The sequence below is a fragment of the Methylobacterium sp. J-088 genome (assembly GCF_022829295.1).
Classification (GTDB): Bacteria; Pseudomonadota; Alphaproteobacteria; order Rhizobiales; family Beijerinckiaceae; genus Methylobacterium.
The window spans coordinates 26129-39845 of record NZ_JAKSYH010000194.1 but is presented as its reverse complement, the minus strand read 5'-3'; the positions used below and the strand labels follow the sequence as shown (position 1 = coordinate 39845).

11 protein-coding genes and 1 pseudogene are annotated in these 13717 nt (G+C 71.8%); 8 read left to right on the top strand and 4 right to left on the bottom strand.

Annotated features, from left to right (window positions below; genetic code table 11):
• Positions 1-13: 13 nt before the first annotated feature.
• From MKK63_RS21840 to MKK63_RS21825, 4 genes are read left to right on the top strand one after another with little or no spacing between them, the layout of a single operon-like run.
• Positions 14-1558, top strand: coding sequence for an acetolactate synthase large subunit (locus MKK63_RS21840; protein WP_244005606.1), 1545 nt, complete (start codon positions 14-16; stop codon positions 1556-1558).
• Positions 1555-4002: a penicillin acylase family protein gene (locus tag MKK63_RS21835; protein WP_244005536.1), complete on the top strand. Its 2448-nt coding sequence runs from the start codon at positions 1555-1557 to the stop codon at positions 4000-4002. Before MKK63_RS21840 ends, MKK63_RS21835 begins: the two co-directional genes overlap by 4 nt.
• 31 nt (positions 4003-4033) lie before the next feature.
• On the top strand, positions 4034-5506 hold the full coding sequence (locus MKK63_RS21830; protein WP_244005534.1) for a M81 family metallopeptidase: 1473 nt from the start codon (positions 4034-4036) through the stop codon (positions 5504-5506).
• Positions 5503-6636, top strand: coding sequence for a M20/M25/M40 family metallo-hydrolase (locus MKK63_RS21825; RefSeq protein ID WP_244005531.1), 1134 nt, complete (start codon positions 5503-5505; stop codon positions 6634-6636). Before MKK63_RS21830 ends, MKK63_RS21825 begins: the two co-directional genes overlap by 4 nt.
• A gap of 125 nt (positions 6637-6761) precedes the next feature.
• Here the strand turns inward: MKK63_RS21825 and MKK63_RS21820 are convergent, their stop codons facing one another.
• Positions 6762-8153: an amidase family protein gene (locus MKK63_RS21820; RefSeq protein ID WP_244005530.1), complete on the bottom strand. Its 1392-nt coding sequence runs from the start codon at positions 8151-8153 to the stop codon at positions 6762-6764.
• 308 nt (positions 8154-8461) lie between these two features.
• On the opposite strand from MKK63_RS21820, the gene MKK63_RS21815 reads away from it, so the two are divergent.
• Complete coding sequence (locus MKK63_RS21815; protein WP_244005528.1) at positions 8462-8611, top strand: hypothetical protein; 150 nt, start codon at positions 8462-8464, stop codon at positions 8609-8611.
• Positions 8612-8616: 5 nt separating this feature from the next.
• Here MKK63_RS21815 and MKK63_RS21810 read toward each other — a convergent pair whose 3' ends face one another.
• A complete protein-coding gene (locus tag MKK63_RS21810; RefSeq protein ID WP_244005526.1) occupies positions 8617-9525 on the bottom strand; it encodes a metallophosphoesterase family protein in 909 nt (302 codons plus the stop codon).
• A gap of 89 nt (positions 9526-9614) precedes the next feature.
• Positions 9615-10106: pseudogene (locus MKK63_RS21805) on the bottom strand (VIT family protein); the annotation flags it as partial.
• Positions 10107-10398: 292 nt separating this feature from the next.
• Here MKK63_RS21805 and MKK63_RS21800 point away from each other — a divergent pair.
• Genes MKK63_RS21800 through lpxK form a run of 3 tightly spaced genes read left to right on the top strand, consistent with a single transcriptional unit; the run spans position 10399 to position 13495 of the window.
• Positions 10399-11184 carry a lysophospholipid acyltransferase family protein gene (locus MKK63_RS21800; protein WP_244005525.1) on the top strand — a complete coding sequence of 262 codons (786 nt, stop codon included), beginning with the start codon at positions 10399-10401 and terminating at the stop codon, positions 11182-11184.
• Entirely contained in the window at positions 11181-12512 is a 1332-nt protein-coding gene (locus MKK63_RS21795; protein WP_244005523.1) for a 3-deoxy-D-manno-octulosonic acid transferase, read from the top strand. The genes MKK63_RS21800 and MKK63_RS21795 overlap by 4 nt, the downstream gene beginning before the upstream one ends.
• Positions 12512-13495: a tetraacyldisaccharide 4'-kinase gene (gene lpxK, locus MKK63_RS21790; RefSeq protein WP_244005520.1), complete on the top strand. Its 984-nt coding sequence runs from the start codon at positions 12512-12514 to the stop codon at positions 13493-13495. The genes MKK63_RS21795 and lpxK overlap by 1 nt, the downstream gene beginning before the upstream one ends.
• 3 nt (positions 13496-13498) lie before the next feature.
• Here lpxK and MKK63_RS21785 read toward each other — a convergent pair whose 3' ends face one another.
• A complete protein-coding gene (locus MKK63_RS21785) occupies positions 13499-13717 on the bottom strand; it encodes a DUF2093 domain-containing protein (protein WP_244005518.1) in 219 nt (72 codons plus the stop codon).

Below are 13717 nucleotides of genomic sequence, written 5' to 3'. Positions count from 1 at the left end.
GATGCCGGCTGCGATGAATGGGGCCGAGAGCCTCGTCCGGACCCTCGTGGAGGGCGGGGTCGAGGTCTGCTTCACCAATCCCGGCACCTCGGAGATGCATTTCGTGGCCGCCCTGGACCGGGTCGAGGGGATGCGCTGCGTGCTGTTCCTGTTCGAGGGCGGGGCGACCGGCGCTGCCGACGGCTACGCCCGCATGGCCGACAAGCCGGCCTCGACCCTGCTTCACCTGGGGCCGGGCCTCGCCAACGGGCTGGCCAACCTCCACAACGCCAAGAAGGCGCGCACCCCGGTCGTCAACATCGTCGGCGAGCACGCGACCTACCACCGGGAATACAACGCGCCGCTGACCTCCGACATCGAAGGTCTGGCCTGGCCGATGTCGTCCTGGGTGCGGACCGGCATGAGCGCCGCCGAGATCGGCTCGGACGGCGCCGCCGCCATCGCGGCCGCCCGCACCGCGCCCGGTCAGGTCGCGACCCTGATTCTGCCCGCGAATACCGCCTGGGATCCCGGGACCGGGCCCGCGCCGGTGCCGGCGATCCCGGAGCGGGCCAAGGCCGGAGACGCCGCGATCGCGGCCGCGGTGAGCGCGCTGCAGAGCGGTGAGCCGGTGCTCCTGCATCTCGGCGATTGGGCGGTGCGGAACGAAGGCCGGGTCATCGCCGCCCGGATCGCCCGCAAGACCGGCGCGCAGCTGATGGCGATGACGTCGAATTCCCGGATCGATCGCGGTGCCGGCACCGTGCCGATCGAGCGCCTGCCCTACCCGATCGACCAGGGCATCGACGCCCTGAAGGGTTTCCGCCATATCATCCTGATCGGCGCGACCCCGCCGGTGGGCTTCTTCGCCTATCCGGGCAAGCCGAGCCTGCTGGCGCCGGACGGCTCCTCCACCATCACATTGGCCACCCCCGAGGAAGACCAGATCGACGCCCTGGGGCGGCTGGCCGAGGCTGTCGGCGCCCCGCCCGCCGAGCCGGTCGCCGCCGCACCGCGCCCGAAGCTCCCGACCTCGGGGCCGCTCGATCAGGACACGATCGGGCAGGTGCTTGGCGCGCTGATCCCCGAGGGCGCGGTGATCTGCGACGAGTCGATCACCACGGGCCGCAACTTCTTCGCCCTGACTCGGGACGCGGCGCCCCACACGTGGTTGCAGCTCAGCGGCGGCTCGATCGGGCTTGGAATCCCGATGGCGACTGGCGCCGCCATCGCCTGCCCCGACCGCAAGGTGATCAACCTCCAGGCCGATGGCAGCGGGCTCTACACGGTGCAGGCGCTCTGGACTCAGGCACGGGAACGCCTCGACGTGGTGACGCTGGTCTGGTCGAACCGCTCCTACGCGATCCTGCGGGCGGAGCTGACCAATGTCGGCGCGCTCAATCCCGGCCCGAAGGCGATCGGCATGCTGAGCCTCGACGATCCGGCTTTGGATTGGGTGAGCCTCGCCAGGGGCTTCGGCGTGGAGGGACGGCGCGTCGAAACCCTGTCGGACTTCATCGCGGCGTTCCAGCACGCGCTCGCCAACGCGGGGCCGCACCTGATCGAAGTCGCCCTGTGAGCGGGGCCGCGTACCCCCTCCCCGGGCTCGACGGCCCGGTCGAGATCCGGGTCGACCGCTGGGGGCTGGCGCATATCCGGGCCGGCTCGACGCGCGACGCCTTCCGGGCGCAGGGCTTCAACGCGGCGCGGGATCGGCTCTGGCAGCTCGACCTCTGGCGCAAGCGCGGCCTCGGCCTGCTGGCGGCGAATTTCGGACCCGGATACCTCGCGCAGGACCGCGCCGCCCGGCTGTTCCTGTTCCGGGGCGATATGGCGGCCGAATGGGCTGCGTACGGGCCGCAGGACACGCACGCCATCGTCACGGCCTTCGTGGACGGGCTCAACGCCTACGTGGCGCTCACCGAGGCGCGGCCCGAACTGCTGCCGCCGGAATTCGCCCTCACCGACACGCGCCCGGCCCGCTGGCAGCCGGAGGATGTGGTGCGGATCCGCAGCCACGGTCTGGTGCGCAACGTGCTCTCGGAGGTCGCCCGCGCCCGCGTTCTGGCCCGCGCCGAATCCCGGGCGGCCGGGCTCGCCGCGGACGACCTGCGCAAGCGGATCAGCCCGCCGCACGACCCGGTTGTGCAGGACCGGCTCGATGCCGCCGACTGGCCGGACGATCTCCTCGACGATTTTCGCCTCGCCACTGCGACGGTGGGCGTCTCGCCCGAACGCCTGGCGGCACCCCGCGACGAGGCCTGGACCTGGAGCAAGGTCGACGCGCACGGCGCCGTCACGCGGGGACCCCGCGCCGCCCCGAAGGAGCCGGCGGAAGGCTCGAACAACTGGGTGGTGGGGGCCGCCCGCACCGAGACCGGCCGTCCGATCCTGGCGAGCGACCCGCACCGGGTCTACCTGCAGCCGTCCCTGCGCTACGCGGTCCATCTGACAGCGCCGGGGCTCGACGTGATCGGGGCCGGCGAGCCGGCGCTGCCGGGCATCTCGATCGGCCATAACGGCCACGCGGCCTTCAGCCTGACCATCGCGCCGATGGATCAGGAGGATCTGTTCGTGTGCGAGACCGACCCGGCCGATCCGGATCGCTACCGCTACGGCGAGGGTTGGGAGCCGATCGAGCGCGTCGTGGAGACAATCCCGGTGCGCGGTGGGCCGGACGAGACCGTATTGCTCGGCTACACTCGGCACGGCCCGGTGATCCGCGATGCCGCGGGCCGCGCCTTCGCGCTGCGGACCGTCTGGTCCGAGCCGGGTGCTGCCGCCTATCTCGGCAGCCTCGCCTATCTCGGCGCCACCACCCCGGAAGCCTTCGGCGAAGCCCTGCGCCACTGGTCGGCGCCGTCCGTGAACCAGCTCTACGCCGACGCCACGGGGCGGATCGCGTGGTTCATGGCCGGCAAGGCGCCGGTGCGGCCGGCCCATGACGGGCTGCTGCCGGCGCCGGGCGACGGCCGCTACGACTGGGCCGGGTTCCACGATCCCGGCACCCTGCCCCGCAGTCTCGACCCGGAGGCGGGCTGGCTGGCCACCGCCAACGCGATGAACCTGCCGCCGGATTTTCCCGCGGAGGCGCACAAGGTCGGGTTCGAGTGGGCCGAGCCCTGGCGCGCCCGGCGTATCCGGGCGGTACTCGGCGGCCAGACCCGGCACAGCCTGGAGGATTCGCGCGCGCTTCAGGGCGACACGTTTTCCGAGCCCTCCCGCCGGCTTGCGGATCTGGTCCGGGCCATGTCGCCCGCCTCCGACCCCGATATCGCCTCGGCCCAGGCGCTGCTGGCGTCGTTCGAGGGCCGTCTGGATCCGGATTCCGCGGCGGCCGCCCTCATCGAGGTGTGCTGGGTCCACCATCTGCGGCCGGCCCTGCTCGAGACGCTGGTGCCCGATGCCGGCACCCGGCGCCTGCTGCCGCCCGGTGACACGCAAAGCCTGATCGAGCGGCTGGACGGTGGTCTCGACGTCGTGACACGCGAGAAGCTGCTGGCGAACGCCCTCGGGGCCGCGTTCCGGGACTGCCTGGAGCGGATGGGGTCGGACCCGATGGGAAGGCTCACGCCGGAGGTAGAAGGCCCTCTCCCTCCCCCCTCTGCGGGGGGAGGGAGTGATGCGGAGACGATCGCGCTTCGCGAGCCCCGCATCGGCTGGTCCTGGGGCCGTCTGCACCACACCCTGTTCGCCCATCCCCTCACCGGCCTGAGGCCCGATCAAGCCTGGGATGTCGGCCCGCTGCCGGTCGGCGGGTCCGCGGCATCGGTCATGCACGCGGAGTACCGGACCGACACGTTCCGGCTCACCCACGGCGCCTCGTTCCGCATGATCGTGGACGTGGGCGACTGGGACCGATCGGTCTTCATCAACGTGCCGGGCCAGTCCGGGGACCCGGGCAGCCCGCATTACGCCGACCTGGCCCCGATCTGGGGCCGCCAGGACCATGTGCCGATGCTCTACAGCCGCGAGGCTGTCGACGCCGCCACCGAGACGATCATCACCTTGAGCCCCCCCTGACCGGGCGGCCGGGACGGAGTGGGACGGAACCTTGAAGATCTTCATCGCGGGCCTCGCCACCGAGACCAACACCTTCGCGCCGCTGCCGACGGGCCGCGCGGCCTTCCACGCCGACTATGCCCGCCGGGACGGCACCCGGAACCCGCCGAGTCTCAGCAATATCGGCCTCAAGGCGTGGCGCGAACTGGCCGAGGCCGACGGCCATACGGTCGTCGAGAGCCTCTCGACCTTCGCGCAGCCCGGCGGGATCACGCTCCGGGCCGTCTATGAGGAGCTGCGCGACGCCCTGCTGGACGACCTCAAGGCCGCGCTGCCGGTCGATGCGGTGCTGCTGTTCATGCACGGCGCCATGGTGGCCGAGGGTTATGACGATTGCGAGGGCGACACCCTGGAGCGTGTCCGCGCCATCGTGGGGCCGGACGCGGTGATCGGCGTCGAGCTCGACCTGCACTGCCACCTGACCGAGACGATGCGGCAGAGCGCCGACCTCATCGTGATCTACAAGGAATACCCCCACACCGATATCGTCGACCGCGCCCGCGATCTCTATCCGCTCGTGATGCGGTCGGTCGCAAAAGAGATCCGGCCGGTGATGGCCTATGCCGATTGCCGGATCATCAACATGTGGCGCACCAGCCGCGAGCCGGTCGCGGGCTTCGTGCGCCGGATGGAAACGCTCGAGGGGCGGGACGGCATCCTGTCGGTGTCCTTCGGGCACGGCTTCCCGTGGGGCGACGTGGCCGATGTCGGCGCAAAGATACTCGTGGTCGCCGACGGCGATCCCGGCAAGGCGCAGGCGCTGGCCAACGAACTCGCCGCCGCCGTCTGGGCGATGCGCCAGGAGGCGGCGAGCCGCTGCGACACGATCGATGCGGCCATCGATGCGGCGCTGGCTTCCGACGACCCGCGCCCGACGGTGCTCGCCGATTTCGCCGACAATGCCGGCGCGGGCGCGCCCTCGGACAACACCGCGATCCTTGCGCGCTTGGCCGAGCGCGGGGTGCGGGACGTGGCCCTCGGCCTGATCTGGGATCCCGGCGCGGTCGGGATCTGTCACGAGGCCGGGCTCGGGGCGCGCTTCACGCTCCGGATCGGCGGCAAGTGCGGCGTGACCTCGGGCGATCCCGTGGACCTGCGCGTCACCGTGCGCGGCCTCTCCGAGGACCACAGCCAGACCGGGCTGAGTGGCGGCCGGGCCCATCTCGGCCCCGCCGCCTGGGTCGAGGCCGACAGGCTCCACGTGGTGCTGACCCACAAGCGCCAGCAGGCCTTCGCGCCGGACGCCTTCACGGGGCTCGGGCTCAGCCTCGACGACAAGCGGATCGTCGTGGTGAAGTCGATGCAGCATTTCTATGCCGCCTTCGCGCCCATCGCGAGCGCGGTTCGCTACGTGGCGGCGCCCGGGGCGGTCCCGCCGGATTACGGCGCGATCCCCTACACGAAGCGCTCGGGCCGCTACTGGCCCCGAGTCGCCGACCCCTTCGCCGCGGAGGCCGCCCGATGATCCCGGACCTGCACCTCGACGCGGGTGAGATCCTCGCGACGTTGCGCCCCTGGGTCGAATGCGAGAGCCCGACCTATGACGCGGCCGCGGTCAACCGGATGATGGGTGTGGCCGCCCGGGACCTCGCCCTCCTGGGCGCGCGGGTCGAGACGATCCCGGGGCGGATGGGCCTGAGCGATTGCGTCCGCGCGCGCTTCGCGCATCCGCGCCGGGACGAACCGGGGATCCTGATCCTCGGTCATCTCGACACTGTCCACCCGGTGGGGACGCTCGGCGCCCTGCCCTGGCGGATCGCGGGTGATCGCGCCTACGGACCGGGCATCCTGGACATGAAGGGCGGCAACGTGATCGCGCTGGCGGCGATCCGTGCGCTCGCGGCGGCCGGGATCGAGACGCCGCTGCCGATCACCGTGCTGTTCACCGGCGACGAGGAGATCGGCAGCCCCTCGACCCGCGACCTGATCGAGGCCGAGGCCGCCCGCCACGCCTTCGTGCTGGTGCCCGAGCCCGGCCAGCCGGAGAATGGCGTGGTCACGGGCCGCTACGCCATCGCGCGGTTCGACCTGGAGGCGACCGGCCGCCCAAGTCATGCGGGTGCCTCGCCCCACGAGGGGCGCTCGGCGATCCGCGCCATGGCGCGCAAGATCCTCGCGATCGATGCCCTGTCGGATGCCGATTGCACCTTCTCCACCGGCATCGTCTCGGGCGGGCAATGGGTCAATTGCGTGCCGACGCTCTGCCGCGGCCAAGCGCTCAGCATGGCCAAGCGACAGGCCGATCTCGACCACGGCGTCACGCGGATGCTGGCTCTGGCGGGGGAAGAGGACGGCGTCCGCTTCACCGTGACCCGCGGCGTGACCCGGCCGGTCTGGGAGCCCGATGCCGGCTGCATGGCCCTCTACGAGACGGCGCGGGGCTTGAGCGAGACGCTCGGCCATTCTCTGCCCCACCGCAGCGCCGGCGGCGGCTCGGACGGCAATTTCACGGGCGCCAACGGCATTCCGACGCTGGACGGGCTCGGTCCCCTCGGTCAGGGCTATCACACCTTGGAGGAGCACGTGCTGATCGAGACGCTGCCGCAGCGGGCACGGCTGTTCGCGGCGCTGCTGGCGAGCCTCGGGGCTGCGTGAGTCGTGGTTTCGAAAGGTCGAGACCTTGCGCGGGTCCAGGGCAGAGCCCTGGAGACCATCTCAGGGTTCTGCCCTGAGAACCCGCCAAAGGGCTCAGCCCTTTGGAAACCCAGGTCGAAGGGGTCTCAGGCCGGATCGACCGGCATCTCCGGTACCCCGGCCGCCTCGATCGCGGCACCGGCCGCGAGGCACAGGTCCTCCCGGTAGCGGGCGGCCACGAGCTGCACGCCCACGGGCGTGCGCCCGACGAGGCCGGTGGTCACCGTCAGCGCCGGGATCCCGAGCGGCGCCAGCCCGACCTGAAGGAGGTTCGCCTCGAAGGCCCGGGCGACGCCGGCCTCCGTCCGGTCGAGCCCGTCCGGGAACGGCAGCTCGGCCGAGACCGGCACGAGCAGCACCGGGTTCTCGGCCAGGAACAGCGACCAGTCCCGGACGAGCGTGAGGCGACGCGTCAGCGCCCGGGCGATCGCGTCCGGTGGCATCGCCTCGGCCCGCGCCCGGAAGCTCGCTAGGAGGCCGATCGCCGCCGGGTCACCCTCGCGCTCGGCCGCTTCACGGACAGCCGCGTAGCCGTCGCCCAGCCAGAGCTGCAGCTGCAGCTCGCTCGCCTCACGGATCGGCGGCGTGTCGGCGATCTCGGTGACCGTCCAGCCGGCTTCCGACAGTCGGCGGGCCGAATCCCGCAGGGCGTTCTCGACCTCCGGCACGGTGGCGAGACCGCCCGGCCGCACGCACAGGGCGACCCGGCGCGGGACTTCCGGGCCCACGAGCGGCGCCGGCACCCACCAGGGATCGCGCGGATCGGGCGCCGCCATGGCTTCCAGGCCGAGGCGCACATCCGCGATGCTGCGGGCCAGCGGCCCCGATACGGCCATGAGCTGCGGTCCGATCCCGCGCTCGGGGGAAGACGGGTTCCAGGCCGGGATGCGGCCGAGGCTCGGGCGCAGGCCGTGCACCCCGCAGGCATAGGCCGGGTAGCGCACCGAGCCGGCGATGTCGGTGCCGTGGGCGATCGCCCCGATCCCGGCCGCCACCGCGGCGCCGGCCCCGCCCGACGAGCCGCCCGGCGTCAGAGCCGGATCGCGCGGGTTCTTGGTGTCGCCGTGGAGCTGGTTGGTGGTGAACCAGCGCAGCGAGAAGGCTGGCGTGTTCGTCCGCCCGAGCAGCACCGCGCCGGCCCTGCGGAGATTGGCGACCACGGGATTGTCGTCCCCGGCCATGAGATCGCGTTGGAGCCGTAGCCCGTTGGTGGTCGCGAAGCCGCGCTGGTCGGCGTTCACCTTCACGGTCACGGGCACGCCCGCCAGCGGCCCAAGGGCCTCGCCGCGGCCGCGGGCGGCGTCGATCGCATCCGCCTGCGCCAGCACTTCCTCCGGGCGATGCTCGACCACGGCGTTGATCCGGCGGTTGACGGTGTCGAGCCGGTCCAGGGCCGCCTGCGCGACCTCTCGGGCCGAGACCTGACCGGTCCGAATCAAAGCCGACAGGTCGGTCGCCGTCAGACGCCAAAGCTGCATCGAAATTCCTCTCGCGCGCCCCAAGGGGCCAAAATCCGCCCCTGATTCGCGTCGCTGGGCGGCGTCGCATAGTTGCATTCAATATGCAGGCCAGCCGCCGCTTTTTTGCGCAGCCCGGGATCGTCAGTCCGTACAAGGATTTGCCGCGCCGCAGCAGAAATACCTAAGCATTCGTCCGTATCCGACCCTTGCCACGAGGGGTCTGATCGATAACGTGCTCAGTGTCCGCGCGTTCAACAGAATCATTCACGAGGGAGGGACGATCTCCTCGGTCCACGGCAAGTAACCTCCAACACAGGACAAGACCCATGGCAGAGGTGATTCGCGTCAAGCCGACGCATGACGGCACGTACACCGTGTATCGCGGTACATTGGCCCTGATCTGCGGCCTGACACGGCTCCAGGCCGAGCGCTACGAGGCTAGCCTGACCGGGCAGAAGCTCGCAGCCGTCGTCTGATCGGCTCAGGCCACATCAACGGGCCCGAGGTCGCACATCGTGCCCTCGGCGCCCAGTCCGCGGCGCCGGGCCGCGAGCGCGTAGCCGTCTCCCGCCTGGGCGACTTCGTACACGATGTAAGAGGCCCGGCGCGCCGCGACGGCCCCATGCCCATCGGGCCGGGCCGACGCTGAGGACGCACCCACGACCGGCACGCCGCGCCCGTCGGGGCCCGGGATGCGGGCGGTGCTGGTCACGTGGTTGTGGCCGTGCAGGATCAGGTCCGCACCCGCGCGTCCGATCATCGCCGTGAAGGCCGCCGCGTCGAGCAATTCGCGGCCCGCCGTTGCGCCGCCCGGCTGCGGCGGGTGATGGATCATCACGACCCGGAATGGACGGCCCGGCTCGGTGGCGAGCGCCCGGAGCAGGGATTCAGCGGCCGCCAGCTGCGGCGCGCCCAGGCGTCCCGTAGCCACGAAGGGTTTCGTCGGGATCGCGCTCGACAGGCCGACCAGGGCAAGCGGCCCGCGCCGCCGCAGATACGGGAAGCGGCCGACGGATCCGGAATCGTCGCCCGTGTAGGCGCCACAGGCTTCGAGCAGCCCCTCCAGGGAGCCGCGGACGTAGGCGTCGTGATTGCCCGGCACGAAGCTCACCGCATCCGGTGAGCCCAACGCCTCGAGGAAGGTGCGCGCCGTCGCCCACTCGCTCGGCAGGCCGATGTTGCACAGGTCGCCCGTGCAGGCGACGTGCCCGGCCCCCTGCCCTTTCAGATCGGCGACCAGCCTCTCCAGTACGGTCATGTCGTGGCTGCGCGACCGGCCGCGCCGCCAATTGGCGTAGCCGGTGGCCCGCTTGCCGATGAGCTGATGCAGACGCACCCGGCCCAGGGGGCCGACATGCGGATCGCTGAGGTGGACGAGGCGGAAGGTCAACGCCGGGAATCACGCGCGGGACGGCCCGGGAGCGGCCGAGGAGCGACCCTCGCATCGCGGGCGCGGGCGCCGCCGTCAAGCGGCACCTGTCACGCGCTGCCGATCAGCATCCCCACGGCCAGAACCAGGGCGCCGCCGAGCATGACCTGCAGGGCTGCGCGCGGGAACGGCGTGGCCATGTAGCGGGTGCGGATCGCCGCGATCGCCACGAGCTCCACGATGACGACCACTACCGCGAGGCTCGTGGCAAGCCAGAAGGGATTCGGCCAGCCGGCCGGCAGGGTGTCGGGGATCGCGTAGGGCAGCGTGTGGCCGAGGCCGCCGAGCGTCGTCATCGCGCCGCAGACGAGGCCACGGATCCAGGGGTCGCCGCGGCCGGTGATGCTGCCGTCGTCCGACAGGGCCTCGGTGAAGCCCATGCTGATCCCTGCCCCGACCGAGGCCGCGAGGCCCACCAGGAACGTCGCGTGGTTGTGACCCGTGGCGAAGGCCGCCGCGAAGATCGGCGCCAGCGTCGAGACCGAGCCATCGATCAGACCGGCGAGGCCGGGTTGCACGTAACGCAGGACGAAGGCGCGGCGGGCTTCTGCAGCCAGCGCCGCGGAGCTTTCGAGGACGGCGGCCATAGCGGCTCTCCTTTTCTAGATCGATTCCAATCTATAGTCTGGAATAAATCTAAACAAGCCGGCTCGCCGTGTTTTCGCCGTGCCGCAGGAGCATCCGCGTCACCCCGGGGCAGCAGCTTAGCCGGCGCTTCGCGCGCAGGTTGTGATCTGGGCCGATTGTTTCGTCTGATGCGCGGGGGCTAGAGCATGCGCTGTCGATTCCGATCCGGAACTGATCGGGTGGCGCTCCGGCCACCCCAGGCGTGACATGAGCCTCGGCAAACGTTTCCTTCGTCAGCCCGGCGTGCAGCGCCTGCTCGGCCGCTTCGCGGCGGCCTACCTGCGGCTGGTGCAGCGGACCAACCCTTTCGTGGTCCAGGCCGGCGGCGCGTCGGCCGGGCAGGCCAATGCCTGGATCGACGCGCACACGCCGATGATCGCCGGCATGTGGCACGGCCAGCACATCATGATGCCCCTGATGCGCCGGTCCCACGACAGGGTCGCCACGATCATCTCGCGCAACACGGACGGCAACATCAACACCATCGCGCTGGAGCGACTCGGCGTCCGGGTGATGCGGGCCTCGGGCGCCCGCGGCCGGAATCGGGCCACGGATGCGCGCGCCAAGGGTGGGGCCGAAGGGCTGCGGGCCATGCTGCGGGCGCTCAAGGACGGCGAGTCCGTGGCGTTCAGCGCGGACGTGCCGAAGGTCTCGCGCCGGTGCGACGCCGGCATCCTGACGCTGGCCCGCCTCTCGGGCCGGCCCATCATCCCGGCGGCCGTCGTGACGAGCCGGCATCTGCGCTTCAAGTCCTGGGATCGCGCCTGTCTGGGCCTGCCGTTCGGGCGCGGCGCGATCGTGCTGGGCGATCCGATCTATGTGCCGCGCGACAGCGCGGGCGAAGCCTTCGAGACGCTCCGCCGCTTCGTCGAGGCCGAGATGAACCGGGTCCATGCCCGCGCCTACACCCTGGTCGGGCGCGCCGACCGGGCGGCGCTCTACCGCGATGCGCCCTCGGTCGAGGCCGCCGCGCCGGTGGGAGACGCCGCATGAGGCGTCCCTCCGTGACCCTGCCGCTGCGGGCCTACCGGGTCGGCCTGTGGGTCGGCGAGCCGGCCCTGTCCGGGCTCCTCGCGTGGCGGGCGCAGCGCGGCAAGGAGGATCCGCTGCGTCTCCCCGAGCGGCGCGGCCTGCCCGGGCGGGCCCGCCCGGTCGGTCCCCTGGTGTGGATGCACGGCGCCAGCGTCGGCGAGGCCCTGTCGCTGATCGGCCTCGTGGAAGGCATGATCGCCCGCGGGTTCTCGGTTCTGGTCACCACGGGCACCCGCGCGGCCGCCGACCTGATCGGCGCCCGCCTGCCGGTCGGCGCCGTCCATCAGTACATGCCCCTCGACGCGCCGCGCTGGATGGCGCGCTTCCTCGATCACTGGCAGCCGAACCTCGCGGTCGTCGCTGAATCGGAGATCTGGCCCAACATGATTCTGGCGCTCGATGAGCGCGAGATCCCGCTGATCCTGGTCAACGGCCGCATGTCGGAACGCTCGTTCCGCGGTTGGGAGCGTTGCCCGCGCACCGCCAAGGCACTCCTGTCGCGGATCGCGATCTGCCTCAGCCAGACCCAGGACGATGCGGCCCGCTTCGCCCAGCTCGGCGCGCCGCGGGTGAGCATTTCCGGCAACCTGAAATTCGATGCGTCGGTGCCCCCGGTCGACCCGCAGCAACTCGCGTATCTGGGGTCCATGGTGGCCGCACGGCCGATCTGGATCGCGGCCAGCACACATGCGGGCGAGGATTCCACCATCGCGTACGCGCACGCCTTGTTGAAGGAGCGCTTCCCCCAACTCCTCACGCTCATTGCCCCGCGGCATCCGTCCCGGGGCGCGGAGGTCGTCGAGTGCGCAGCAGCCCTGGGGCTGCGGAGCGCCCGGCGCTCCGCCGGTGGGCGCCCCCATCCATCCGTGGACGTCTACGTCGCCGACACGATCGGCGAGCTGGGCCTGTTCTACCGCCTCGCTCCCCTGGGGTTCCTGGGTGGCTCGCTGGTGAGCCGGGGCGGCCAGAACCCGATCGAGCCGGTGCGTCTCGGCACGGCGGTGCTGCATGGACCGCATGTCGAGAATTTCGGCATGGTCTACCAAGCGCTCGATCGGGCCGGCGGGGCCGTTGCGGTGCAGGACGGCGTCGAACTGGCCGCGGTTGCGGGCGAGCTCCTGGGGAATCAGGCCCGGCTCGCCACCATGGCGCAGGCGGGACAGCGCGCCCTTCAGCCCTTCGAGGGAGCGGTGGCCCGCACGCTCGCGGTGCTCGACCCGTTCGTCGCACAAATGAAGCTGCAACGCCTCGACCGGGGCGGTCGCGTGCGCCCGCTCGCGCGGGCCTGATGCGGCCTCCCGGATTCTGGGCTTCCGGACCGGATCATCCGTTGGCGCGCGTCCTGGCACCCGCGGGGGCAGCCTACGGGGCGCTGGTGGCCCGGCGCATGGATCGGACGGGCGTGCGGGCGGGCTGTCCTGTCCTGTGCCTGGGCAACTTCACGCTCGGTGGGGCAGGCAAGACGCCCGCCGCGCTCACCGTCGCGGCCCTGCTCGCCGAACTCGGGCGTGCGCCCGCCTTCCTGTCCCGCGGCCATGGCGGCCGGACGGCCGGTCCGATGCAGGTCGATCCGCGCCGGCACAGCGCCGGGGAGGTCGGCGACGAGCCGTTGCTGCTCGCCCGCCGGGCGCCGACGATCGTCGCGCGCGATCGGCCGGGAGGAGCCGCCCTGTGCCGGCGACTGGGTGCCGACGCCATCGTGATGGATGACGGGCTGCAGAACCCGTCGCTCGTGAAGGATCTCAGCCTCGTGGTCGTGGATGCGCCCGTCGGCGTGGGCAACGGCCTGCCCGTTCCGGCGGGGCCGCTGCGGGCGCCACTCGCCCGGCAATGGCCCCATGTCGGCGGCTTGATCGTCATCGGTGAGGGGGCGCCGGGCGACACCATCGCCCGGGCCGCCGCGGACCGGGGCGTTCCGGTCCACCGGGCACGCCTCGTCCGGGAGACGGACGATTGGGCAGGCCGGCGCTGCCTCGCCTTCGCGGGCATCGGGCGCCCGGAAAAATTCTTCGCCACCCTGGTTGAGACAGGGGCCACGCTCGCCGCGCAGCGCGCCTTCCCGGATCACCATGCCTATCGGGACGGCGAACTGGCCGCCCTGCTCGAGGCGGCGCGGCGACTCGATGCCGAGCTTGTCACGACCGAAAAGGACGCCGTGCGCCTGCCCGCTTCCTTCGTGGCCCGGGTGCGGGTGCTGCGCGTGCGCCTCGTGTTCGACGATCCGGACGCTGTGCGCCGCCAACTGCAACAGGTGCTCGACGCCGCTCCCTGACGATCAGGGCCGGCCGGTCTCCTTCAACCGCTTCAGGATCGCCTCGGGGGAGGAATAGGCTTCCTGGCGCAGCGCACTCCAGTAGCGCAACCCATCGAGGGGAATCGGCTCGCCGGTCACCGCGCAACGCACGAAGCTGCCGGGCTTGATCACCCGCATGGTGCCGTCGCCGTACTCGACCACCGCTTCGCCGTTGTTCGCGCGCTCGTAACGACCCAGCAC